The 23,108-nt window shown below is 61.8% G+C and carries 20 protein-coding genes and 1 tRNA gene; 9 read left to right on the forward strand and 12 right to left on the reverse strand.

The genetic code is table 11. The features are described from left to right. Window positions 1-10: 10 nt before the first annotated feature. Genes KUG85_RS08245 through KUG85_RS08255 form a run of 3 tightly spaced genes read left to right on the forward strand, consistent with a single transcriptional unit; the run spans window position 11 to window position 2,895 of the window. On the forward strand, window positions 11-1,150 hold the full coding sequence (locus tag KUG85_RS08245; RefSeq protein ID WP_223004835.1) for an ABC transporter ATP-binding protein: 1,140 nt from the start codon (window positions 11-13) through the stop codon (window positions 1,148-1,150). A 6-nt stretch (window positions 1,151-1,156) separates the two neighbouring features. Next, window positions 1,157-2,068 (forward strand): ABC transporter permease subunit, encoded by a 912-nt coding sequence (locus KUG85_RS08250; RefSeq protein ID WP_065816405.1) that lies wholly within the window; start codon window positions 1,157-1,159, stop codon window positions 2,066-2,068. Between the two features lie 2 nt (window positions 2,069-2,070). Beyond that, window positions 2,071-2,895 carry an ABC transporter permease gene (locus KUG85_RS08255; RefSeq protein ID WP_223004836.1) on the forward strand — a complete coding sequence of 275 codons (825 nt, stop codon included), beginning with the start codon at window positions 2,071-2,073 and terminating at the stop codon, window positions 2,893-2,895. 19 nt (window positions 2,896-2,914) lie between these two features. Here the strand turns inward: KUG85_RS08255 and KUG85_RS08260 are convergent, their stop codons facing one another. Continuing rightward, on the reverse strand, window positions 2,915-4,765 hold the full coding sequence (locus KUG85_RS08260; protein WP_255606309.1) for an AsmA family protein: 1,851 nt from the start codon (window positions 4,763-4,765) through the stop codon (window positions 2,915-2,917). Between the two features lie 306 nt (window positions 4,766-5,071). Here KUG85_RS08260 and KUG85_RS08265 point away from each other — a divergent pair, with 306 nt between their 5' ends. Beyond that, window positions 5,072-7,030, forward strand: coding sequence for an acetoacetate--CoA ligase (locus KUG85_RS08265; RefSeq protein WP_223004837.1), 1,959 nt, complete (start codon window positions 5,072-5,074; stop codon window positions 7,028-7,030). 304 nt (window positions 7,031-7,334) lie between these two features. On the opposite strand, the gene KUG85_RS08270 is transcribed toward KUG85_RS08265, so the two are convergent. From KUG85_RS08270 to KUG85_RS08280, 3 genes are all read right to left on the reverse strand, one after another. Continuing rightward, entirely contained in the window at window positions 7,335-9,032 is a 1,698-nt protein-coding gene (locus tag KUG85_RS08270) for an ABC transporter permease (RefSeq protein ID WP_255606310.1), read from the reverse strand. Window positions 9,033-9,122: 90 nt separating this feature from the next. After that, window positions 9,123-10,181, reverse strand: a complete 1,059-nt coding sequence (locus KUG85_RS08275; protein ID WP_407673651.1) for a Fe(3+) ABC transporter substrate-binding protein — start codon at window positions 10,179-10,181, stop codon at window positions 9,123-9,125. 179 nt (window positions 10,182-10,360) lie between these two features. Then, complete coding sequence (locus tag KUG85_RS08280; RefSeq protein WP_223004838.1) at window positions 10,361-13,726, reverse strand: PAS domain S-box protein; 3,366 nt, start codon at window positions 13,724-13,726, stop codon at window positions 10,361-10,363. A gap of 352 nt (window positions 13,727-14,078) precedes the next feature. Between KUG85_RS08280 and KUG85_RS08285 the strand changes: the two genes are divergently transcribed. From KUG85_RS08285 to KUG85_RS08300, 4 genes are all read left to right on the forward strand, one after another. Next, on the forward strand, window positions 14,079-14,534 hold the full coding sequence (locus KUG85_RS08285) for a phasin (protein ID WP_065816557.1): 456 nt from the start codon (window positions 14,079-14,081) through the stop codon (window positions 14,532-14,534). A 193-nt stretch (window positions 14,535-14,727) separates the two neighbouring features. Then, window positions 14,728-14,804, forward strand: a tRNA-His gene (locus tag KUG85_RS08290). A gap of 273 nt (window positions 14,805-15,077) precedes the next feature. Continuing rightward, window positions 15,078-15,692, forward strand: coding sequence for a hypothetical protein (locus tag KUG85_RS08295; protein WP_223004839.1), 615 nt, complete (start codon window positions 15,078-15,080; stop codon window positions 15,690-15,692). Window positions 15,693-15,867: 175 nt separating this feature from the next. Then, window positions 15,868-16,149 carry a hypothetical protein gene (locus KUG85_RS08300; RefSeq protein ID WP_065816397.1) on the forward strand — a complete coding sequence of 94 codons (282 nt, stop codon included), beginning with the start codon at window positions 15,868-15,870 and terminating at the stop codon, window positions 16,147-16,149. Window positions 16,150-16,161: 12 nt separating this feature from the next. Here KUG85_RS08300 and KUG85_RS08305 read toward each other — a convergent pair whose 3' ends face one another. The 3 genes from KUG85_RS08305 to KUG85_RS08315 form a co-directional block, all read right to left on the reverse strand. Continuing rightward, on the reverse strand, window positions 16,162-17,262 hold the full coding sequence (locus KUG85_RS08305; RefSeq protein ID WP_223004840.1) for a diguanylate cyclase: 1,101 nt from the start codon (window positions 17,260-17,262) through the stop codon (window positions 16,162-16,164). A 194-nt stretch (window positions 17,263-17,456) separates the two neighbouring features. Then, window positions 17,457-19,028, reverse strand: a complete 1,572-nt coding sequence (xseA, locus tag KUG85_RS08310) for an exodeoxyribonuclease VII large subunit (protein ID WP_223004841.1) — start codon at window positions 19,026-19,028, stop codon at window positions 17,457-17,459. 334 nt (window positions 19,029-19,362) lie between these two features. Beyond that, window positions 19,363-20,325 (reverse strand): LysR substrate-binding domain-containing protein, encoded by a 963-nt coding sequence (locus KUG85_RS08315; RefSeq protein ID WP_223005233.1) that lies wholly within the window; start codon window positions 20,323-20,325, stop codon window positions 19,363-19,365. Between the two features lie 160 nt (window positions 20,326-20,485). Between KUG85_RS08315 and KUG85_RS08320 the strand changes: the two genes are divergently transcribed. After that, complete coding sequence (locus tag KUG85_RS08320; RefSeq protein ID WP_223004842.1) at window positions 20,486-20,788, forward strand: DUF1127 domain-containing protein; 303 nt, start codon at window positions 20,486-20,488, stop codon at window positions 20,786-20,788. A 118-nt stretch (window positions 20,789-20,906) separates the two neighbouring features. Here KUG85_RS08320 and yacG read toward each other — a convergent pair whose 3' ends face one another. From yacG to KUG85_RS08345, 5 genes are all read right to left on the reverse strand, one after another. Further along, complete coding sequence (gene yacG / locus KUG85_RS08325) at window positions 20,907-21,104, reverse strand: DNA gyrase inhibitor YacG (RefSeq protein ID WP_007008982.1); 198 nt, start codon at window positions 21,102-21,104, stop codon at window positions 20,907-20,909. A 1-nt stretch (window position 21,105) separates the two neighbouring features. Beyond that, window positions 21,106-21,738, reverse strand: coding sequence for a Maf-like protein (locus tag KUG85_RS08330; protein WP_065816394.1), 633 nt, complete (start codon window positions 21,736-21,738; stop codon window positions 21,106-21,108). 26 nt (window positions 21,739-21,764) lie between these two features. Then, a complete protein-coding gene (gene infA, locus KUG85_RS08335) occupies window positions 21,765-21,983 on the reverse strand; it encodes a translation initiation factor IF-1 (RefSeq protein ID WP_006200926.1) in 219 nt (72 codons plus the stop codon). Between the two features lie 125 nt (window positions 21,984-22,108). Further along, a complete protein-coding gene (locus KUG85_RS08340; protein ID WP_065816393.1) occupies window positions 22,109-22,555 on the reverse strand; it encodes an arsenate-mycothiol transferase ArsC in 447 nt (148 codons plus the stop codon). Window positions 22,556-22,622: 67 nt separating this feature from the next. After that, complete coding sequence (locus KUG85_RS08345) at window positions 22,623-23,108, reverse strand: UPF0262 family protein (RefSeq protein ID WP_223004843.1); 486 nt, start codon at window positions 23,106-23,108, stop codon at window positions 22,623-22,625.

The following is a 23,108-nucleotide window of genomic DNA, read 5'->3' on the forward strand; positions in this document are numbered from 1 at the left end:
GGGGACGCCGATGAAGTCGCTCGGCAGCACACGTCGCAGCTTCGCACCCTGGGCCGATCCCCAGGCGAAGCCGTATATCTCGTTCGAGAATGTCACCAAGACGTTCGGCGATTTCACGGCGGTCGATGACCTGTCCCTCAACATCTATGAGCGCGAGTTCTTCGCGCTCCTGGGCGCTTCGGGTTGCGGCAAGACCACGCTGCTGCGCATGCTGGCGGGGTTCGAACAGCCCACTTCCGGCCGCATCTTGCTTGACGGGCAGGATCTTTCGGGCATCCCCCCGCACAGGCGGCCCGTCAACATGATGTTCCAGTCCTATGCGCTGTTCCCGCATATGACGGTGGAGAAGAACATCGCCTTCGGCCTGAAGCAGGACCGGATGCCGGCAGACGAGATCGCCGACCGCGTCGCTGCCATGCTGAAGCTAGTGAAGCTCGAACCCTTCGCCAAGCGCAAGCCGCACCAGCTATCGGGCGGCCAGCGTCAGCGTGTGGCGCTCGCTCGCTCGCTCGCCAAAAGGCCGAAGCTCTTATTGCTGGACGAGCCGCTGGGCGCGCTCGACAAGAAACTGCGCGAAGAGACACAGTTCGAACTGGTCGACCTGCAATACGATCTCGGCCTCACCTTCATGGTCGTCACCCACGATCAGGAAGAGGCGATGACCATGGCCGACCGCATTGCCGTGATGGACAGGGGCAATGTCATCCAGGTGGCCACCCCGGCGGAGATCTACGAGGCGCCGAATTCGCGCTTCGTTGCCGATTTCGTGGGCTCGATCAACATGTTCGAGGGAACCGTGACGGCTGCCGACAGCGAGATGGCCCGGATTGCGGACGCATCCGGCTTCGAGCTTTCGGTGCTCAATGGCGCCGGTGCGCAGAAGGGCGCGAATGTGTGGTTCGCCGTCCGTCCCGAGAAGGTAGACATATCCCGCAACCGCCCGGAAAGCGCGGTCAATGCTGTGGAGGGCGAGGTCTGGGACATCGCCTATCTGGGCGACATGACCATCCACCACGTCAAGCTCGATGATGGCCGAATCGTCAAGGCCAGCAGCATCAACCGGCGCCGTGCGGTGGAAGATGTGCTGACATGGCATGACCGGGCATGGGTGTCCTTCCCGGCGGATGCCGGCGTCGTGTTGACGCGGTAACCGGCGATGGCGCGCTTCATCTCCGCAATCGCAGCCCGCCTCGTCGTTGCCGTGCCCTATCTGTGGCTGCTGGTGTTCTTCCTCGCGCCGTTTCTGATCGTCTTCAAGATTTCGCTTTCGGAACCGGCACTCGCGATGCCGCCTTATCAGCCGGTTTTCGACCTCTTCGCCGGATTTGCGGCGTTCTTCGAGAAAGCCCGCGCTCTTTCGTTCAGCAATTACCTGTGGCTTCTGGACGATCCGCTCTATGTGAATGCCTATCTTTCGAGCATCTGGATCGCCACGGTTTCGACCCTGATCACGCTGGCCGTGGGCTATCCCATCGCCTACGGCATGGCCCGTGCACCGGCCTCGATCAGGCCGACGCTGCTCATGCTGGTGATCCTGCCTTTCTGGACCAGCTTCCTGATCCGCGTCTATGCCTGGATCGGCATCCTGAAACCGGAGGGGCTGCTCAACCAGTTCCTGATGTTCCTGGGGGTGATCGACGAGCCGCTCGTCATCCTCAACACGACAACCGCCATCTATATCGGCATCGTCTATTCCTATCTGCCCTTCATGGTTCTGCCGCTCTATTCGACGCTGGAAAAGATGGATGGGTCTCTGATCGAGGCTGCGCGCGATCTCGGCTGTCCGCCCATGGCCGCATTCTGGAAGGTGACGTTCCCCATGTCTCTGCCGGGCGTGGTGGCCGGTTGCATGCTGGTGTTCATTCCGGCGGTGGGCGAATTCGTTATTCCCGATCTGCTCGGCGGATCGCAGACCCTGATGATCGGCAAGACGCTCTGGACCGAGTTCTTCAACAATCGCGACTGGCCGGTCTCCTCCGCCGTGGCGGTGATCCTGCTTTTGATCCTGATCGTGCCCATCATGCTTTTCCAGCGCTCACAGGCGCGCTCACGCGAGGCGGGGAATTAGCCATGGCCGGAAGCTGGGGACGCTTCAACATCGTATCGCTGGTGCTGGGCTTTGCCTTTCTGTACCTGCCGATCCTTCTCCTGGTGATCTACTCGTTCAACGAGTCGCGTCTTGTCACGGTGTGGGCGGGCTTCTCGACGAAGTGGTATGTGGAGCTTTTCTCCAATCGTGGCCTGATGGATGCGGCCTGGGTGACAGCACGGGTCGCCTTCCTGTCGGCGACGGTGGCAACCGTGCTCGGCACGATGGCGGCCATCGCTCTGACACGCTACACGCGTTTTCGCGGACGGCTTCTGTTCTCCGGAATGGTGTTTGCGCCGCTCGTCATGCCGGAAGTCATCACCGGCCTTTCGCTTCTGGTTCTCTTTGTGGCGATCAATTTCGATCGCGGGTTTTTCACCGTCACCATCGCGCACATCACCTTCTCCATGTGTTTCGTTGCCGTGGTGGTGCAGTCCCGCCTCATGAGCTTCGATCAGTCGCTTGAAGAGGCTGCGCTCGATCTCGGCGCGACGCCGGTGAAGGCGTTTTTCCAGGTCACGCTGCCGGTGATTTTGCCAGCGGTGATTTCAGGCTGGATGCTGGCCTTCACCCTGTCACTCGACGATCTGGTGATTGCGAGCTTCACATCCGGCCCCGGTGCGACGACCCTGCCAATGAAGATCTACAGCCAGGTGCGCCTTGGTGTGACGCCGGAAATAAACGCGGTCTGCACCATACTGATCGGGATTGTGGCGATGGGCGTGATTGCCGCATCGATTGTCACCAAGCGGCAGGAAATTCAGCGTCGCCGCGACGAGCAGGCGGCGATAAGGGTGGCGGCCTGAGGCAGACGCAGGTGGTGGGCTATTCGATCAGAAACGGCGCGATAAAGGGCGCATTCCAGGAGCCGCCGACGAAGAAGGTTTCGCGCGGTCCCTGATCCGAAGTGCTTTCCTCCGCAGCAGTCTCCCCGCTGGAAGGTGCTTGCGGTGGAAGGATGCTTCCGGAAAGGGCGATGCCGCGTCCGGCAAACGGCACGAGCCCGCCGATTGTGATCTTTTCTCCGGTTGTCAGGCGCGCTTCGGCGGTATCGATCCACGCAATGCCGCCAGCCAGTGTGGCCTTCAAATCCGCACCCTCGATGGGGAGTTCGCCATCGGCGATGTCCTGCAAGGGGAAAAAGCTGCCCTTGTCGTTATGCTCCCGAAAGGTCTCGAGATTGAGGCCGACAATGCTGCCTTTGCCGAAGCTGGCCGAGATGGAGCCGTCGGATGTTTCAAGAACCTGGTTCAGCGTTTCTCCATGCCCTTTCAGAAACACGGAAAACGACCCTTTGGCCTTCGGCATGAAGGCGGTGAAATGGAGCTTCTCCCCCATCAGACCGCCATCGATGTTCTCGGCCGCAACGCGGAGCTCGGCATGATCGCGGCCTTCCACATTGTCGAGCCGGATGCCGAGCTGAAGCATGCCGCCAAAAGCCGTGGCGTCGGAAATATCGAGGCTGACCAGCCCGTCACGAACCTGTGCGGTTGCGGCCACGTCGGTCATCGACACGGATCCGGCTGTCGCCTGCGTGGCCGAAAGGCGAAGGTCGAAATTGAGATCATGCGCCCACGGAGCGGCCGCCGCCTGGGTTGGCGCGTCGGGCTCGGGCGCTAGGGTCTTCAGCAGCGTGCCGAGATCGAGTGCATTGAAGGCAAGCGTGCCGGAGATGGTCGGACGCGGATCGGTAAACGCCACGTCGAACACGCCGGTCGCGTTGCTGTCCCCAAGGCTGAACTCCGCGGTCTCGAATTTTATGCGTTTGGCATCGCCGATGATTGTGCTGCGAAGCTTTGCGGGCTTGATCGTGCTGCCGGGCCAGTCTTCCAGCAGGGTCCATTCCAGCACCCGCTGCAATGACGGGGCGGAGCTTTCCAGAGTCCCGTTGACGAAGGCACCGCCAACGAGATCGGCTTCGCCCTTGAAAGAGAGCGTCAGGGGCGCGCTTTTGACCGAAAGCGAAAGGGCGGTCTTTCCACCAGCAAGCAGCAGGAGTGGCTCTTCCGTGGAAGCGTCAACAGTGATGCTTTCGCCATGCCAGATGCCTCTGGCGGAAAGGGTGGCGGCACGGTTGAGCGCAGGCCAGTTGAATGTCCCGGTGAAACCGCTCAGAAGCGGCGGTCTGTTGGCCCCGCTGAGGGTGATCACGCGACCGTCCTCTACTTCAACCGTCGCAAAACTGTCGCTCGGCAGCGCAGATTTGTCGGGTGCTGCGGGATCGGCTGCAAGCAGCTCGCGCGCCACCTCCACCGACTGGGCGAGCCTGCCCCAATTCGGGATCGACGGCACGCGCATCACCCCGTCCGTATCGTCAAGCCGCAGGACCGGACGCACGAGGCGTATTTTGGTGAAAACGACCTTGCCGCGCAGGGCCGCGAGCGCCGACAGGTCGACTTCGACACGCTCTGCTTCCATGACGGCGGCGGCGCCATCGTCGTTCCAGTCGGACAGAACGACGTCGTTCAGCACCGCGCTGAAAGAGGGCCACACACGGATTTGGGGGGCATCGTCCAGCCGGACGCGATAGCCGCTCCAGGCGCTTAGCTGCTGGGCCACGCTGTCGCGCACGATCTGTGTAGAGGCCAGGATCGGCAGGCATACCACCACTGCCACCGCAATGACGGCGGCGATCACCAGTGCCCATATGCTCTTCTTCATTGCCGACGAGGGCATGGAACCTCATCCCTGGCGCTCCGCCCGGCGAATTTCAAACCGGACTCAACGCTGTCTAACTGGTGGCTCTGAAATGCCACGGCGCAGCGATGCCGGCAAACCGACTTCACAGCTCCTTACGGGTTTAAACATGGCGTATGGCAATTCAAGGACTTGTCGCGCCGCAGGCGGGTATTGCACCGCTTTCTGCGATGCAATGGCCGGTCGGTCTGCGGTGCGGGGAATTGTTTCGCATGAGACCATTGCCGTTCCTGTGCGGAAACGCATAAGAAGAGCAATCGCCTGAACGGCAATGAGGAGGACAGGATGAGGGCAGCCGAGCCGCTTTGGAGACCATCTGAAACCCGGAAGAACGAGGCGCCCGTGTCGGCTTTCGCAAGGCGCGCCGAGAAGTTGGCCGGGCGTAGCCTGCCCGACTACGACGCGCTCCACGCCTGGTCGGTTGAAGATCGTGAGGCGTTCTGGTCGCTGGTCTGGGATTTCTGCGGCGTTATAGGTGACAGGGGCGAGCGCATTCTGGTCGATGGCGAGCGCATGCCCGGCGCGTCGTTCTTTCCCGATGCACGGCTGAATTTCGCGGAGAACCTTCTGCGCGGTTCGGGAAACGGCGATGCGGTGGTTTTTCGCGGCGAAGACAAGGTTGAGCGCCGGCTCTCCTGGGATGCGCTGCGTGCGCAGGTATCGCGTCTGCAACAGCTTTTCCGTGACAGGGGGCTGAAAGCCGGCGACCGGGTGGCGGCGATGATGCCCAACATGCCCGAGACACTCGCGGCGATGCTCGCTGCCACGTCGCTTGGTGCCGTCTGGTCCTCCTGCTCGCCCGATTTCGGCATCCAGGGCGTGCTCGACCGGTTCGGTCAGATTGAGCCGACTGTCTTCATTGCGCCCGACGGCTACTGGTATGGCGGCAAGGCCTTCGACGTTTCAGACAAGACGGCGACGGTTCTCGACAAACTGCCGGGCGTTAAGCTGGCTTTGATTGTCGACTATCTCGGTAATGCGCAGGAGGCCGCCGCAAAGATCGACAGGGCCGAGGCCTATGACGAAGCGGTGGCAGGCTACGAGGCAGGGGAACTCGCCTTTGAGCGGTTCCCATTTTCGCATCCGCTTTACATCCTGTTTTCTTCCGGCACGACCGGCATCCCGAAATGCATTGTGCATTCGGCGGGTGGCACGCTTCTCCAGCATGTGAAGGAGCATCGCCTGCATGCCGGGCTCAAGCCCGGCGACCTGCTCTTCTACTTCACCACCTGCGGCTGGATGATGTGGAACTGGCTGATGAGCGGGCTGGCTTCCGAGGCCACGCTGCTGCTTTATGACGGTTCTCCCTTCCATCCCGACGGCAACGTGCTTTTCGACTATGCCGATGCCGAGGGCATGACCTATTTCGGCACGTCTGCCAAGTTCATCGATGCGGTGCGCAAGGCCGGCCTGAAGCCGATGGAAAGCCACGATCTCTCAACGGTCGAAACGATCTCGTCGACCGGCTCGCCGCTGGCGCCGGAAAACTTCGCCTTCGTCTATGAGGGGATCAAGAAGGACGTCCATCTCGCCTCGATTTCCGGCGGAACGGACATCGTGTCCTGCTTTGTGCTCGGTGTACCGACGCTGCCGGTCTGGGTCGGCGAGATCCAGGCGGCCGGGCTCGGCATGGCGGTCGAAGTCTGGGATGACGAAGGGCGTCCGCTTGAGAAAGGAAAGGGCGAGCTCGTGTGCACGCGCGCCTTCCCGGCCATGCCGATCGGATTCTGGAACGATCCGGAAGGCGAAAAGTATCACGCAGCCTATTTCGACCGGTTCGACAATGTGTGGTGCCACGGCGATTTCGCCGAGTGGACGGAGCATGGCGGCATTGTCATCCATGGCCGCTCCGACGCGACGCTGAACCCCGGCGGCGTGCGCATCGGCACAGCGGAAATCTACAACCAGGTCGAGCAGCTGCCGGAAATCCTCGAGGCGATCTGCATCGGTCAGGAGTGGGAAGACGATGTGCGCGTCGTCCTTTTTGTGCGGCTTGCCGATGGCGTGACGCTTGACGAGGCGCTGGAGAAGACGATTCGCACCAAGATCAGGACAGGAGCAAGCCCGCGTCACGTGCCGGCGCGCATCGTCGCCGTGGCGGACATCCCGCGCACGAAATCCGGCAAGATCACGGAGCTTGCCGTGCGCGACATCGTTCATGGCCGCGCGGTGAAAAACAGGGAAGCGCTTGCCAACCCCGAGGCGCTGGACCTTTACCGCGACATTCCCGAGCTTAGCACCTGATGTCGGCGCGGCTTGGTTAAGGAAGGATGAAGCCGAAATTTACCGAGACTTCACAAGTGGTACGGATCGGTAAATTTCTCTGCGATCCGGTAAGATTCTGTTAAGGGTTTGCCCGCGATAGTGTCGGCTAACTTGACGAGCCGGACACAGGTTCCTTCTGTTCATGCAGATGTTCGCCAAGCCCCGTTTTTGACAGCATTCAAGATCCTTCAGGCGCCCTTTAACGGGCGCTTTTTTTTGCCCGAACTGTCGGTGCGTCCACGCGTGCACGGCGCAGGGATGCGTAAGCCTTCGGAAGGGAGTGTCAGGTGTTGTGGTCGCGCATCAGGGGGCGTGACAGCAGGATCACCGGCACGATGGCCGTGGCGATGATGAGGAGCGCAGCGACGGCGCCATCCTCCACCACGCCGCGGGACGCGTTTTCATAAACATGCGTGGCGAGCGTGCGGAAGCCGAAGGGGCGCAGGAGAATGGTCGCAGAAAGTTCCTTCACCGTGTCCACAAAGACGAGGATGGCCGCCGTCAGGATAGCGGGCTTCAGAAGCGGCAGGAGAATGGTCAGGGCGCTCTGGTTTGCCGTCTTGCCGAGGCTACGGGCGGCCTGATCCAGATTGGGAGGCAGTTTTTCCAGACCCGAGCGGACCGCGCTTTCAGCCAGTGCGAGAAAGCGGATCGTGCAGGCGATGACAATGGATGCCGCTGTGCCGGTCAGGAGAAGCCCGGTGGAAAAACCGCCATAGCTGCGCGCAGCGTTGTCGACCGTGTTGTCGATGGCGGCGAGCGAGAGAAGCAGGCCGAGGCCGAGGATCGTGCCGGGCAGGGCATATCCGATCGAGGCAAGCCGCACCAGCGCCATGGTGTAGGGCGAGCGCGAGAGGCGCATGGCATTGAGAAGCAGAAGGGCGATGACAACGGTCGCGATGGCGGTGATGCTGGCCACTGTGACACTGGTCAGGAATGCCTGCAGAACCTGCGGGTCCGCAAACTGGTAGAGCCGCTTCGAGACATAGCGGCCAAAGACGAAAAGCGGAACGCCGAAGCCCGACAGGATGGGCAGGATGAGGGCGCCGGTTGCGAGAATGCCTTTGAAGCCCGGGAGCGGCAGACGGGGTGGGCGTACATGCATCTGGGTGCCGCGTGCGCTGTGAAAGCGCTGTTTGCGGCGCGCCCATTGCTCGGCTGTTAGAAGCAGGAACACGATCACCAGCATCACGGAAGCGATCTGTGCCGCCCCTTCGAGGCTCCCGCGATTGAGCCAGGTGGAATAGACCGACAGCGTGAGCGTGCGAACGCCGAGATATTCCACCGCGCCGATGTCGTTAAGCGTTTCCATCATCACCAGCGCCAGGCCTGCGACAATGGCCGGGCGGGCGACGGGCAGAAGAATGCGGAAGAAGACGCGCGCCGGCCGCGCGCCCAGCGTGCGCGCCACATCGGCGATGTTGCGCCCCTGCATGAGAAAGACGACGCGAGCCGTGAGATAGACATAGGGGAAGGTGACGGACGTCACCACGAGGGCGGCGCCCCAGGTGGAGCGGATGTCGGGAAACCAGTAGTCGCGCGCGCTTTCGAAACCAAAGACGGCACGGAACGCGGTCTGCAAGGGGCCGACATAGTGGAAGAATTCGCCAAAGGCATAAGCGGCCAGATAGGTGGGCACGGCGAGCGGCAGCACCAGAGCCCATGAGAGGAGCCGGCGCAGCGGAAACTCGTAGCCGACCACCAGCCAGGCGGATCCGACCCCGATGGTTGCCGTACCAATAGCTACGAGGCCGAGCAGGACAAATGTGGTGCCGAGCGACTGCGGCAGCACGTAGCGCAACAGATGCGGCCAGGCTTCGCCCGTGCCGGAGAGAGCAACGAACAGGATCGTGGCGATGGGAAGAAGGACCGTCAGCGCGATTATGAGACTGCCAAGCCGCGCGGCACCGTGGCGCTCTCCCCGAACGCGGGGAAAACGGTGTTCACGAAGAGGTGCTGTCGGCGCTGGCTGGAGGGTCATGGCAACAGGTGCGATACGTTTGCGGGTGTCCCCGCAAATGCAAAAAGCCGGGCCCCGCAAAGGACCCGGCTCTTACGTGTTAAAGATGGATCAGCTCGCCGGGCCGTCATCGAGACCGACACGGTCGACCATTTCGGAGGCCGCCTTGCGGTTCTTCGCGATCTCGGCAAGCGGCAGGCTGTCCGGCTTGATCTTGCCGAAGGACTGCACGGTTTCCGAAACCGTGGCGCCGGGAAGAACCGGATACTCGTAATTGGTCTCGGCATAGATCGACTGGGCCTCGGAGCTGCCCAGGAAGCGCATCAGCTCGAGCGCGTTGTCACGGTTCGGCGCGTGCTTCGCCATAGCCATGCCGGAAATATTGACATGGGTGCCGCGATCCTCGGAATTGGGGAACAGGACCTTCATCGAAGCGGCCCAGTCCTTCTGCTCCGGCTCTTTCTCATTGTTGATCATGAGGCCGACATAATAGGTGTTGCCGATGCCCAGATCGCATTCGCCGGCATAGATGGCCTGTGCCTGCGCGCGGTCGTTGCCGCTTGGCTTGCGAGCGAGATTGGCCTTGAGGCCCTTCATCCACTCTTCGGCCTTCTCCTCGCCGTGATGGGCGATCATGGAGGCGAACAGGGCGATGTTGTAATTGTGCTGGCCGCTGCGCATGCAGATCTTGCCCTTCCACTTGGGATCGGCGAGCTCTTCATAAGTGATCGTGTCCTGCTCGACGCGCTCTTTGGAGGCATAGACAACACGGCCGCGCGTGGTGACGCCGAACCAGTGGCCTTCCGGATCGCGGAACTCGGAGGGAATTTCGGAATTCACCGTCTCGTCTTCGACGGTCTGGGTGATGCCCTTCTCCTTGGCGTTCATCAGGCGGCCGATGTCGACCGTAAGGATGACGTCTGCCGGCGAATTGGAGCCTTCCGCCGCGATGCGGTCCTCAAGGCCCTTGTCGAGGAACAGGACTTCGGTCTCGATACCCGTCTTCTCGGTGAAGGCGTCGAGCAGCGGCTGGATGAGGAAGGGCTGGCGGTAGGAATAGATGTTCACCGTTCCCTCGGCCTGGGCCGCAGGCAGGGTGGTGGCAAGCGTTCCCGCGGCGGCAAGCGCGGCAAGACCGGCGCGGGCAGCGATCAGTTTGTTTGTCAGCATTGGTGTCTCCAAACCTTTGGGATTCAAGGTCCCAGGGAATGCGCAGCTCTTGCTCCGCAGTGCGGCTGTATCTCGCGGAAAAAACACCGATCGTCAAGAAAAATGCGAACAATATCATTAGTTTAGAAATATTCTAAACTACGAATGTCATCTTTTCTGGCCGTGGCCTGGCCGGCTGCTCAGTCGGCAAGCACGCGTGTCGGCGGAAACGAAACCTCGACAAGCGTGCCTTCGCCGGGCACCGAGTTGATGGCAAAGGCGGCACGATTGGCTTCCACCATGGCGCGGGTCAGCGGCAGGCCAAGGCCGGTCCCGTCACCACGTTTGCGCTTCAAGCTGTTGATTTGCTTGAAAGGCTTTAGCGCTTCCTCGATTTCTGCCGGGTTCATGCCGATGCCGGTGTCGCGCACGCGCATGATGACCGACCCGTCAGAACTATAGGCTGTCGAGATGATCACCTGGCCGCCGGCGGGCGTGTAACGCACCGCATTGGACAGAAGGTTGAGCGCGATCTGGCGAACGCTGCGCGGGTCGGCGACCACATCCGGCAGGTTCGAGGCGAAGCTCGAACGGATGATGACGCGCTCTCGATTGGCCTGCGGCTGCATCATGGCCACGGTTTCGCCGAGCACATCGTTGAGCGACACCGCCTCATAGTGCATCTCCTGCTCGCCGGCTTCGATCTTGGAAATGTCCAGCAGATCGTTGACGAGGTCGAGCACATGATTGCCCGAACGGTTGATGTCCTGCAGGTAGTCGCGGTAGCGGTCATTGCCGATGGGGCCGAACTTTTCATCGAGCATCAGCTCGGAAAAGCCGATGATCGCGTTGAGCGGTGTCCGCACCTCGTGGCTGACACGCGCCAGAAACTCCGACTTCTGCGAGGAGGCGCGCTCGGCCTCGGCGCGCGCCTGGGTCAGCTCCTCCGCAGCGCGTTTCCATTGCGTAACGTCGCGCAGGACAGCGCAGAAGCCGCTGCTGTGTGGCAGGCGCCCCATGGTCATGAAGAGCGGGATGAACCGCCCCTGGGCCTCGCGCCCGATCACTTCCAGACCGTCATTGAGGACGCTGGCAACGCCATTGTCGGAAAGGCTTTCCAGATGCGTCCTCACCGCTCCCTGGCTTTCGATGGCGAAGAGTGCGGTGAAGGGTTTGCCGGTTACATCCTGATCGTCGAAACCGAAAAGCGCTTCCGCCGGCCGATTGGTCGAGCGGACATTGCCGTCATTGTCGATGACCACCACGCCATCCGTCGCCGTGTCGACGATGGCCCGCATCTCGGCCAGATGCATCTGCAGCTCGGCGGTCTGGGCGTCCAGCTCGGCATCGCTCACCGCTTCGGCTTGCGCATCGGCTGCGCCTGTTCCCGCGATCGCGGCAACGGCTTCCGTCCCGGTTTCGATGGGTTGCAGCGCAAGAAGCAAAGCCTTTCCATCGCGCCAGGGAACAGACTGAAGATGCGCGTGCACATCGAGCTCGCCGCCCTGAGCGGTCCTGATTTTCAGAGCCTGCGCGTCGGCAGGGGCCTGCGAAACCTCGTAGCTTTCCGGGAAAAGCACATCGAGACCGCCGCTTGCCTCAAGCGCTTTCAAGTCCGCGTAGCCGGTCAGATCGAAAAAGGCCCTGTTGGCGTAGTGGAGTGTGTCTCCAGCATGGATCACGATGGGCAGCGGCAGGCCGGCCAGGAGGCCGGGGCTGTTCTCGTCACTATCGGCAGGCATGGTGTAGAACGCCGAAGGAACGATCGCCGAAGACGACGCCCGTGGGGCGGGCGCATCCTCGGAACGATCCCCGGCAGGCTTTGCCTGCGCGTCATCCTTGACCGGTTCCTCGCTTTTTGAGGCCGCCGGCACTTCTTCCCCTGCCTTTACAACGCCGGAAGCCTCGCCGGGTGCGTTCGGTGTGGTGTTCGGTTCCGTATCGCCTGTATCGGGTGAAACGGTGTCGGGCGAAGCATCGAGATTTTCGGGTTCCTGTTCCTGCCGGTTTTCCTGGCGCAGGCGCTCACCGATCTCCCGGAAAGCCGTCGTCTCCGTCGGCGACAGCCCGCCTTCCGTGGCCGGTGCAGCGCGATGTTCGGCGAGACGGATGATCTTGACCGGCTCGTGTTCAGCATCAGCGGCGGATTCCGGTGCCGGTTCGGAAAGGTCCCCGGCCGGTCGATGATCATCGAGCGGCAGCGGCTCCGTGGCCTCTTCGTCTGCAGATTCCGTGGTCGGGTCCGCCGGCATGTCGCGTGTCGGCAGGGGAGCGCCAGGAGTCAGCACGAGGCCGATGCCCTCCGGGTCTGTCACCGCGTCGTTCATGCGCGCCAGACCGAACCCGTGAAACCCTTCGAAGATGCGGCCGCGGCCATAGATGGGCAGGGCGGCCAGATCGACCGGAATTTTGAGATCCGTGCCTTCCAGTGGCCACATGACGGTCCTGCCGGACCAGGTGTCGCGGCGCTCGAGCAATGCCGAAATGCGCCCTTCGGGATCGAGCCCGAACGCGTTTGAGACATCGCGGAAACGCCGGCCCATCACATCGGCCGCCGCCGGGCCAACCGCCTCGGCAAAGGCGTCCGACAGCGCAGTAAAGCGGCCTTCCGCGTCCGTGCGCCAGGCAAAACGGACCGTTCCTCGCGGGCGCTCCACCGGAGCCGAAGGTGCGCTTTCCGTTTCGTCTTTGATCGGACCGGCAGGGGCGCCATCCATAATGACCTGCGGGCCTTCCGGCGCAGTTTCATCGTCGCTGTTGCTCTCGACCGGCGGCGGGCCATCGACCGGTGCCGGTGTGCCGGCCGGTTCTTCCGGAGCCGAAACAGTCGGTGGCGGCGTGGTGTCCCCGGCGGCTAGAACCGGCTGCGGAGGCTGAGGCTCATCCTGCTGAAGCGGTGCGTTCTGCTCGTCAACGACGACAAGCAGATGCCAGGCGGGATCGTCAGTCAGCCTGGCAAAAGCGGCGGGCCGGCGGCGCCCGCCGCCTTCCACCATGCGCTTGACCAGCCGGTCTTCCTCATAGCGCACTTCGCCGACCAGGGCGCGCAGCGTTTCGCGCTCTATGCCGAGCGCCTGGAAACTGCCTGAGGCAGCGGCAACGAAGCCATGTTCATCCACAAGGGCGGCGAACTGGTCTGCGGCGTCGAAGCCCTCAACGGCAGCGGTGGCGCGGAAACTGTCCTCGCGCATGCGGGTCGAAACCGCCTTGCGCGCGAGAAGAATAGCCTCTTCGCCACCGGGCAAAACGACTGTGGATGCGCTCAGATTGACAATGGGCGATCTGAGCCCACGCCCAAGGCGCGTGGCGACGGTGCGTTCGCTGGAAATTCTCGGAAAGCCGGGGGTGGCGGAGATCTGACGCCGGGTCGTCATGGACAGGCCGCTTTCGGCGCCGATCGCCTCGTCGATGTTGCGATGGCCGATCATTGCCGCCCCGGGGCCGTTTGCCCAGATCACCGTGTCGAGCGCCGTGGTGAGGATGAGCAGTGCGTCGCCGGCGGCAAAGCGCTCGCGCACCTGATCCAGAACCGCAATGTCAACGAAGGAATATGAAACAGACGCCATTCAAACGAGCCAGACAATTTTTCTTCACGCGGGTCGGCCGAAGATTCGCAGGGCGCGACAACCGCAACGGTTCAAACAGCATCGGGCTGCCATCCTCAACCGCAGAACGCGGCATCCCGACAACGACGTTAACACCTTATTAATAAAAGCATGTGGCGGCGAGGTCCACAAATGCCAATGGCGCGCGGGCACGAATTCTCGCTGATTGGTTAACTGCAGACGGGCAAAATGCTGCATCGCAACAATGATGTTGCAATGCACAATAAGCGGTGCTATATAGCCACCATGAATTGTCGGGCGGGTGTCAACCCAACGGAGAACCGCCATGAACGAGAACCAAAGGACCGCGGATATGACCAAGACCACGCAGAAGGACAACGGGACCGTCGAGTTCCCGACGTTTGACGCGACGCAGGCGAGCGAGCAGTTCCGCGCTTTCGCCGAAAAGAGCGCCGAGCAGACGAAAGAAGTTTATGCCCGCATGAAGGTGAATGCCGAAGAGACCCAGAAGGCTCTTGAGGCGACCTTTGAGAATGCGAAATCGGCTGGCAACGAGTTCACCTCGAAGTCGATTGCCGCGCTGCGCGAGGGCACCGAAGCCAACCTGGCCCATCTTGAGGCTCTGGCCGGCGCCCGCTCCTTCGCCGAGCTGATCGAGATGCAGAGCAACTTCATGCGCAAGCGTATGGAAGTGGCTGTGGACCAGATCAAGGATTTTCAGGCTGCCTCGCAGAAGTCGGCCGAAACCGTGGCCAAGCCGATGAAGGACGTCTTCGAGAAGACCGTCAAGGAACTGCGCGTCGCCTGAGGCGTTTAGCGCTTAGAAAAGTCCGGCAGCGCACTCTTCCTCCCGTCGCTGCCGAGTGGGGCCGAAACCTCCTCCCTTCGGTCCCTTGTGAAAAAGACCGGGATCCTCCCCCCGGTCTTTTTTCTTTTGTTCTTTTGGCTTGAAAAAGCGATCATTTGCCCGTATTGACGCGGCTGCCGGTCACCGGTCGTGTGCGGTTGTAGCTCAGTTGGTTAGAGCGCAGGATTGTGGCTCCTGAGGTCGGTGGTTCGAATCCACCCAACCGTACCATTTCCCCCAAGATCCATTCCGATTACATCGTTCATCGCCGCGCAGGCTTGTTCGGGCGCTGGGCGCTCCGATTTTCTTCATCGTTGATGACGCTGCCACGCCCGGCTGTGCGGGAGCGGCAGGCCGAGTCTTGATGCGATTCGGGACTGTCCAAAAGGCGCGGCTGGCGGGTCCTGGGCCGGTCCGGCCATCGGCAACCTACGCCTTTTTATCATTTGCCGATCGGTGATCGTTCTCCCAGACTGTCGGCATGCCTGCGGACGGGAGGATGATATGGGCGTTCTGGTCGACGAGAAATTTTGGGTGATGGCGACAAACCGGATGTGGCTGAGTTTCCCGCCGCCTGACCGGCCCATCTCAAACGAGGAACTGGCCGAGATCCTGGAAATCGGTTGCCGGACCTTCTCCGAGGTGCTTGCCGATCCGGATTACGCAAGGGATCTCGAGGAAGTCATCGCCCTGCGCGACACGGTCGACACCGATGCACCGGGATGGCTTGAGGATTTCCGCGGCTTCTTCGAAAGATTTGCACAGCGCGAGCGCGCGCTTCTCGTACAATCCCAGATGGACGAACGGGTCGCGGTCCGGTTGCTGACTGCGCTTCAGGATGTTGTTGTGGGAACCGGCGAGGCCGAGAACTGGATTGCCGAGGCCGAGAACCTCGATCGCCTATTCCACAATGCGCGAGACATTTGCTGCGGCTATGCCGAACGGGCCAGAAGGGAAGCGATCCAGGCGACGCCTGAAGATCGCAGCAAACTGGTCCACGATGCACTCGAACTTGTCGGAGGCGGCGCCATGATTGCGATCGACACGACCGCATGGGAGCCCACGTCAATCATCGGCGGAAGCCTGTTGATCTACGGTGTGGTGCGACGGCGCCTGTAGGCCGCTTCATAGTGGGCATTGAAGGGGCGGCGCGCGCGCCGGTTTTGACAGCGTCATTGCCGCACCGCCAGCCGGGTTCACCCGAGTGCGAAAGGCGCCGGGAGCGGGTATAATCTCACCCGCTGTCGCGGGAGCGACGATCTGAAGTGAAGCCGGGGGAGATTTGGTAAGGCCGATGAAAGACCTGTTTCGACTGTCGCGTTACCATTGGCTGTTTCTGTTTCTGGTCATGGCGTTCTGCGCCTTCGCCACCGCGTTCCTGTCTTTTCAGTTGATCAACATCGCCATGGCGAATCTGGAATTCATCGCCACCCACGGCCTGATGGGCATCGTCGATGGAGGGCTTTTGCAGTTCCTTTCCATCCTCACCAAGGGGTTTCTGATCGTAACCCTGTATTTCTGCTTCAAGGGGATGGAGGCGGAACTGCTTCAGCGGTGGAGACGGATTGACCGCTGACCAGAGAGCGAATTACGCGGCGAGCGCGATCTCGACGCGATTCCGGCCTGCTTCCTTGGCACGGTAGAGCGCCATGTCTGCGCGTTTGAAAGCAGTCGCAAAAGGTTCGACATCTTCGACGCCGTCGCTGGCGTAGAGACCGATGCTTACGCTCAGATTGATCTCCAGCGTGCCTTCGTGGCGATAGGGCGTGCCGGCAACGGCCTTGCGAAGGCGCTCGCCGAGGCCGAAGGCGCGTTTTGCATCATGCGAGGGAAGAACGAGCGCGATCTCCTCGCCGCCATAGCGGGCCACGAGGTCGGTCTTTCGCACATTGGAGCGGACGAGAACGGCCAGATGCTGCAGAACCTTGTCGCCGACATCGTGCCCGTGCGCATCGTTGATCTGTTTGAAATGATCGATGTCGATCAGCATCAGTGCACAGGCATCGCCGCGCTGGCTTGCCGCTTCCATCAGGTCGGGGCCGCGCATGTCGAAGGCGCGCCGGTTTGCGAGACGCGTCAGAGAATCGGTGGAGGCTTCCCGCGTTAGCGTGTTCTCGCGCTCAAACTGACGCTTCTGCCGATCAACAATGCCGCCGACAATCATGGTGCCCAGAATGTTCATGACGAGCATCACCGGACCCACTTTCATCAAGATGGCCACGGCTGTTTCAAAGGGCAACAGAAACATCGAGACGAGCGAAGCGGCGCAGAAAACACCGAGCACGGCGAATGCGAAAAGCCCGGTGCGCCGGCCTTTGAAATGGAGAGCGAAAACAATGCCGGCAGCAGCACACATCACTATGCCGACACCACCGGGGAGCGCTCCGGCACCGCCCAGCCAGAGCCTGTAGGCGAAAGCGGCAAGCGTGGTGGCGCCGACGGCGAGCCACCCTCCGAAGCTCATGGCAAGAATGACGAAAGCGTTGCGCAAATCGAAGATGATGCCGGGTGCAACCTCCACTGGGAGCGTCATCGAGCCGACGGCACCGGCGGCGAAGACAAGTGCAACCAGCGTATGCCGCGCGCTTGGCGTCGGGCAGCTGCGCAGGACGATGTCGTAAAACAGTGCAGCGACTGCGGCGATCCCCAAATTCTGCAAAACGCCGGAAACCAGCAGCGCTGTCGTCATCACACCATCCTCATTCCGTCGGAACGCTACAGGTTCAAGGTTTCGATGCGGTAAAGGATGACTGGCATTCGTCCCACTCCCGCTGATCTGAAGCCAGATCGCCGCGCCGCGTCAGAACGCACAAAGGACGATCCAAATTGTTGATGGAGCATCGGGATAATCCGAGACCGGTTTTCGCTTTTCGGGCCGGTGCCTTAAAACAGACTTCCCTGACCCTTCGGTCCGTCATTCGGCGGTTTGCTCTTCTTCGTGGCCGCTACGGCCTTGCGGCCATCGCTGGCAGCCACCGCGCGGGCAACGCCGTCGGCAAACTGAATCTGTAGTTCAAGGCCGGGCTGGATGTCCACGGCACGCTTCAACGGCAGGTCGTCGGGACCGCGTACAAGCGCAAATCCCCGTTCCAGAACGCCTTCATGCGAAAGCGATCTGGCGAGCCGCATGGCCTGCTCCGCACTTGCATGCCCCTGCTTCAACAGCATGTCGACCTGCGTGTCCGCCCGGCGCCGCGCCTGGGCAAGGCGGTCGCGCCAATGGGCAATGCGCTGGTTGAGCGCCATGGGGGAAACGCGTGCCGCATCGCGGTCGAACCGCGTGCGCTGGGCGCGCACGAGGGCAAGAAACACGCCCGGCAGCCGCTCGCCGGAGGCAGCCGTGCGGCGGCGCACCTCGATGAGGCGGCGTTCAAGCGTCGCGGGCGAAAGGCGCAGGCTGTTGAATGCGATGCGCTTGCGCTGTGTTGCTGCCGAGAGCGCGCGGCCAAGCCGGCCTGCGGCTTCATCGAAGCGGCGGCGCGGCAGGGCAAGAAGCTGATCGGGAGAGGGCAGGGCGCGTGAAAGCGCGCGCAGCGCCTGCCGTTTGCGGTCGCCCTCGCGTGAAATCGCGCCCTTGAGACGCGCGGAAAGCCGGGCGAGGGAGGCTTCAAGCTCGGCCCTGACTGGCACCGCCATTTCCGCAGCACCCGTGGGCGTGGGTGCGCGCCGATCGGCGACGAGGTCGATCAGCGTCCAGTCCGTCTCGTGGCCGACAGCGGAAATCACCGGGATGTCGGAGGCTGCGACCGCACGCACCACGGCTTCGTCGTTAAAGCCCCAGAGATCCTCCAGGCTGCCGCCACCGCGCGCGACGATCAGGAGGTCCGGCCGGGGCAGGGGGCCTTCCTCGGGCAGTGCATTGAAGCCGGCCACGGCGTTGGAAACTTCATCACCGGTGGTCTCCCCCTGCACGCGTACGGGCCAGACCATGACGTGCGCGGGAAAGCGGTCGGAAATCCGGTGGATGATATCGCGGATGACAGCCCCGGTGGGCGAGGTCACCACGCCGATGACGCGCGGCATGAAGGGTAGGGGCTTCTTGCGGCTGTCGTCGAACAGCCCCTCGGCGGCAAGCTTCTTCTTGCGCTCTTCCAGAAGCGCCATGAGCGCGCCGGCACCGGCCGGCTCGACGCTGTCGATCACGATCTGATATTTGGACGAGCCCGGATAGGTGGTCAGCTTTCCGGTGGCAATAATCTCCAGCCCTTCCTGCGGAAGGAATTTGAGCTTGGAGAAGACGCCGCGCCAGATCACGGCTTCAAGCCGCGCACGGTCGTCCTTGAGGGCGAAATAGGCGTGGCCGGAGGAATGCGGACCGCGATAGCCGGAGACTTCGCCGCGCACGCGCACATGGCCGAATGCGTCTTCCACGGTGCGCTTCAGGGCACCGGAAATCTCGCTGACGGAAAACTCCGCGACATTGCTCTGCGAATCGGCTTGGCGGGATGTGTTCATGGCACGTGATTGAGACGGGCCGCGCAGGCAGGGTCAAGCCCGTGGGGAAATTCCATCCACATGGTTCCCCAGGGTCAGGACCTATTAATATGATCACAATGGCGTTCGATAGACCAAGAGATGCAAGGAGAAGCCCGCAGAGCGGGGTCTTCCCCCCGGTCAAGGGGTTTGACGCGGCAGATCGCCGGTCTATCGAGCGTCCTTCGGATCGGCCTGATTTGCACGGCCTACTTTGTCGCAAGACCTTGAAAGACGTGAAGTCTTCCTGCGGTCCTGCTTCGCGTATCCGCACAAATCAGGCCGACCATTGCGACCATATTAATAGGTCCTGACCCTACCAGCCATTCATCACGTGGCCGGGGCGCAGCCGTTTGCTACGCGGATTGAGAAAGGCGCTCTGGAAGTCGAAACTGCCGGTTTCTTCGATGAAAGCCGGGACGGAGAGGTTGTCGAGGCTTTCGCTGATATGCCGCGCGAGCGCATCGATGATTTCCACCTGGCCGGTATGGCCGCGCATCAGACCGATATGGCAATCGGGCAGCGGCTTGAAACCATCGGCCTCGCCCAGAACGCGCATGCCGGGCCGCAACGCGCATTCCGGCAGAACCGAGACGGCCAGACCGGAAAGAACGGCCGTTGCGATGACCGTGGCCGAAAAACTGGTGAAGAGAACACGATACTGCCGGCCGTCCTCCTCCAGAGCCGCACAGGCGGTACGTCGCCACAGGCAGTTGGGGCGTCCGAACGCCATGGGCAGCACTTCGCGCTCGTGAACCGTGTGGTTTGCCGAGCTCACCCAGAGCACGGGTTCGCGGCGGACCGGCTCCGATCCGCCCTTGGAATCGTCGTGGGTCACCAGAGCGAGATCGAGATTACCGCGCCGGATGTGCTCCACAAGATTGGTGGTGGGTTCGCAGGCCACTGAAAGTTCGACACGTGGATTGGAGCGCGAGAAACGCGCCATGATCTCCGGCAGGAAACGGTCGGCATAGTCGTCCGGCGTGCCGATGCGGATGTGCCCTTCGAGGCTCGCATCGTCGAACGCTGCGAGTGTTTCGCGGTTAAGCCGCAGCATGCGGCGCGCATAGGTCAGAAGCCGTTCGCCTTCTTCCGTCAGCCGGTTGGTCCTACCGTCCTTCTGGAAAAGCGCCTTGCCGATGCGCTCTTCGAGCCGGCGCATCTGCATCGAAACGGCGGACTGGGTGCGATGCACCTCCTCGGCGGCCCGGGTGAAGCTGCCCGTGTCGGCAATCGCGATGAATGTGGATAGCTGATCGAGATCGAGCGGGGCGGCCATGGCGACACCTATCATTGATGTTGATGATAGAGATTAGAAACATTCGTTCGACTAATCAATAAGGCTTTGACACCATGTGCCTGTTCATGGGGCGGGCCTTTCGATTTCATCGGGAAGCCCGCTCACCACTTTTTCGTTCAAGACACAAAGGATCAGAACGATGACCCGCGCCGAAACCCAGACCTTCGCTATGACCGCTGTCGCGCAGCCGGCCGGCGTGGTGCGCGCGATTACGGCATCGCTTCTGGCCAGGGCAACGCGTTACTGGAAGGTACGAACGGCAATGCGACATCTCTCCGAGATGTCCGACTGGCAACTTGCCGATATCGGCCTGACACGCAGCGATGTGGACATGGTGGCGTTGCGCAACCCGCGAAAGCTTGCAACGCAGGCGCTGCAGGAAATCGCTTATGAACGCACGCGAATGACAGCGCTCCACGGCGGAACCGACCCGAAGCCCTGACAGCTCAAAGTTTCCCAATGCAGGCCTGACTCCCGCAAGGCCGGTTTCCCCCCGGCAGCCTGCACATTGCCCGGTCCTCTGGACCGGGCTTTTTTATGGTCCGTTCCGGAAAGAGAGTTCAGGCCGGGTCGCCGTCTTCTTCGTCTATCGAGCGACCGGGGATCGCATAGCTGCCCGATAGCCAGCGATTGAGGTCCACATCCTTGCAGCGTTTCGAGCAGAATGGATAAAACGCACGCTGCGAGGGCTTGCCGCATTCGGGGCAGGGGCGCTTGGGGCGCAGCGGCGTGACCTTTTCGGGCTGGTTCTGATCCATTTCAATGCGCTCCGGCGCCGGAGAGCCAGTTGAAATGGACCTTGTAGCCATCGGCCACCAGCAGATTGACAGTCTCGTAGAGTGGCAGGCCCACCACATTGGAATAGGAGCCGACAAGCTTGACCACAAAGGTTCCGGCCAGGCCCTGAATGGCATATCCGCCGGCCTTGCCGCGCCATTCGCCGGATGCCAGGTAGCTTTCGAGCTCTTCGTGCGAAAGACGCTTGAAACGCACGCGCGATTCGACAAGGCGCTGGCGAAGCTTGCCCGATGGGGTGATGAGGCAAAGCCCGGTATAGACCCGGTGGGTGCGTCCGGACAGGAGTTGAAGGCAGTTGGAGGCCTCGTCCACCATCTCGGCCTTGGGCAGAATGCGACGCCCGACAGCGACGACCGTGTCGGCAGCCAGGAGGTAGCAGCCCTCTGCCTCGCCATCCTGCTTCAGGCGTTCATGCGCTTTCTCGGCCTTGCCGAGCGCCAGGCGCTTGGCAAGCGAACGCGGGTGTTCGCTTTTGAGCGGCGTTTCATCGATGTTTGCAGGGGCAAGGCGATCAGGTTCGAGGCCGGCCTGCTGCAGGAGCTCGACGCGGCGGGGTGAGCCGGAAGCCAGCACGAGTTTCTGCAGTGCGCTCATCGCTATATCACCGACCGCGACAGCTTCTATTTGAAGCGGTAGGTGATGCGACCCTTGGTCAGGTCGTAGGGCGTCATTTCGACGAGCACCTTGTCACCCGTCAGGACGCGAATGCGGTTCTTGCGCATACGCCCGGCCGTGTGGGCAATGATCTCGTGTTCGTTTTCCAGTTTGACGCGAAACATCGCGTTGGGCAGCAGTTCGGTGACCACGCCTGGAAACTCCAGGACTTCTTCCTTTGGCATCCGTTACCTTCGGTTTTAAAGATTTTCCCGGCCGACGACCGGAATTTGGCGCGGAACCTAGCTCATTCATCACTCTTTGTGAACAAGCCAAACCCCGGTAAACGCCAATTTGTGTCGGTTTTGTTTCATGTTTCAAAGCGCTGCGCAATGGAAGCGGCCAGCCGGTCGCGCACATCGCGGTATGCGGCGATGATCTGGTCGCGTGTGCCGCTGACCACGGTGGGGTCCATTGTCGGCCAGTATTCGACATCGGCCGCGATTGTCCGGGTCATGTCGAGTGCGCGGTGATGCGCCTCCGGCGACAGGGTGATGATGAGATCGAAATTCGTGTCGGCCAGCTCTTCGATGGATTGCGGCTGGCGCTCTCCGAGCGAAAGCCCCTTTTCATCCAGCACCGCATCCACAAAGGGATCGCGCTCCCCGGCGCGCAGTCCCGCAGAGGCCAGAAAGACGCGGGATGGCAATATCTGGCGTGCCAGGGCCTCGGCCATGGGCGAGCGAATGGCATTCATGCCGCACAGAAACAGCACCGACTGCGGCGCCGGCGGTTTGCCTGTCGCACCGGCGCTCATGGCCGCACTCCCACCGGGGCGGCACCCCTGGAGGCGGCACCCCTGGAGGCGGCACCCATGACGCGTATCAGCCCCGCCAATGCAGCACGCAAACCAGCGTGAAAAGCCGCCGCGCGGTGTCGAAATCCACGTCGATCTTGTCCTTCAGGCGGTCCATCAGCGTTTGCGATCCCTCATTGTGCAGGCCGCGTCGCCCCATGTCGATCGCTTCGATCTTGCTGGGCGTGGCACTGCGAATGGCATCGTAATAGCTTTCGCAGATCAGAAAATAGTCTTTCACAATGCGGCGAAACGGGGTGAGCGAGAGAATGTGCGTGACCACCGCCTCGCCATTTTCGCGCGAGATGGCGAAGACAAGCCTGGCCTCAACGAGCGACAGTTTCAGCTTGTAGGGCCCCTCTCCGCTGTCGCCGACTGGCCTGAAACTGTTTTCTTCGACCAGATCGAAAATGGCGACTGCGCGCTCATGTTCGACATCCGGTGTGCCGCGGCCAACGGACTCGTCGAGTTCGACATCGATCAAACGTGCCGTATCGGAGTCCTGACAGGCCAT

It is taken from the genome of Nitratireductor rhodophyticola (assembly GCF_019891355.1).
In the GTDB taxonomy this organism is placed as follows: domain Bacteria; phylum Pseudomonadota; class Alphaproteobacteria; order Rhizobiales; family Rhizobiaceae; genus Nitratireductor; species Nitratireductor rhodophyticola.

Bases quoted from the DNA above. Each gene is read 5' to 3' on its own strand.
- KUG85_RS08245 (WP_223004835.1), top strand. From the start codon at position 11: ATGAAGTCGCTCGGCAGCACACGTCGCAGCTTCGCACCCTGGGCCGAT.
- KUG85_RS08250 (WP_065816405.1), top strand. From the start codon at position 1,157: ATGGCGCGCTTCATCTCCGCAATCGCAGCCCGCCTCGTCGTTGCCGTG.
- KUG85_RS08255 (WP_223004836.1), top strand. From the start codon at position 2,071: ATGGCCGGAAGCTGGGGACGCTTCAACATCGTATCGCTGGTGCTGGGC.
- KUG85_RS08260 (WP_255606309.1), bottom strand. From the start codon at position 4,765: ATGCCCTCGTCGGCAATGAAGAAGAGCATATGGGCACTGGTGATCGCC.
- KUG85_RS08265 (WP_223004837.1), top strand. From the start codon at position 5,072: ATGAGGGCAGCCGAGCCGCTTTGGAGACCATCTGAAACCCGGAAGAAC.
- KUG85_RS08270 (WP_255606310.1), bottom strand. From the start codon at position 9,032: ATGACCCTCCAGCCAGCGCCGACAGCACCTCTTCGTGAACACCGTTTT.
- KUG85_RS08275 (WP_407673651.1), bottom strand. From the start codon at position 10,181: ATGCTGACAAACAAACTGATCGCTGCCCGCGCCGGTCTTGCCGCGCTT.
- KUG85_RS08280 (WP_223004838.1), bottom strand. From the start codon at position 13,726: ATGGCGTCTGTTTCATATTCCTTCGTTGACATTGCGGTTCTGGATCAG.
- KUG85_RS08285 (WP_065816557.1), top strand. From the start codon at position 14,079: ATGACCAAGACCACGCAGAAGGACAACGGGACCGTCGAGTTCCCGACG.
- KUG85_RS08295 (WP_223004839.1), top strand. From the start codon at position 15,078: ATGGGCGTTCTGGTCGACGAGAAATTTTGGGTGATGGCGACAAACCGG.
- KUG85_RS08300 (WP_065816397.1), top strand. From the start codon at position 15,868: ATGAAAGACCTGTTTCGACTGTCGCGTTACCATTGGCTGTTTCTGTTT.
- KUG85_RS08305 (WP_223004840.1), bottom strand. From the start codon at position 17,262: ATGACGACAGCGCTGCTGGTTTCCGGCGTTTTGCAGAATTTGGGGATC.
- xseA (WP_223004841.1), bottom strand. From the start codon at position 19,028: ATGAACACATCCCGCCAAGCCGATTCGCAGAGCAATGTCGCGGAGTTT.
- KUG85_RS08315 (WP_223005233.1), bottom strand. From the start codon at position 20,325: ATGGCCGCCCCGCTCGATCTCGATCAGCTATCCACATTCATCGCGATT.
- KUG85_RS08320 (WP_223004842.1), top strand. From the start codon at position 20,486: ATGACCCGCGCCGAAACCCAGACCTTCGCTATGACCGCTGTCGCGCAG.
- yacG (WP_007008982.1), bottom strand. From the start codon at position 21,104: ATGGATCAGAACCAGCCCGAAAAGGTCACGCCGCTGCGCCCCAAGCGC.
- KUG85_RS08330 (WP_065816394.1), bottom strand. From the start codon at position 21,738: ATGAGCGCACTGCAGAAACTCGTGCTGGCTTCCGGCTCACCCCGCCGC.
- infA (WP_006200926.1), bottom strand. From the start codon at position 21,983: ATGCCAAAGGAAGAAGTCCTGGAGTTTCCAGGCGTGGTCACCGAACTG.
- KUG85_RS08340 (WP_065816393.1), bottom strand. From the start codon at position 22,555: ATGAGCGCCGGTGCGACAGGCAAACCGCCGGCGCCGCAGTCGGTGCTG.
- KUG85_RS08345 (WP_223004843.1), bottom strand. From the start codon at position 23,108: ATGGCCTGTCAGGACTCCGATACGGCACGTTTGATCGATGTCGAACTC.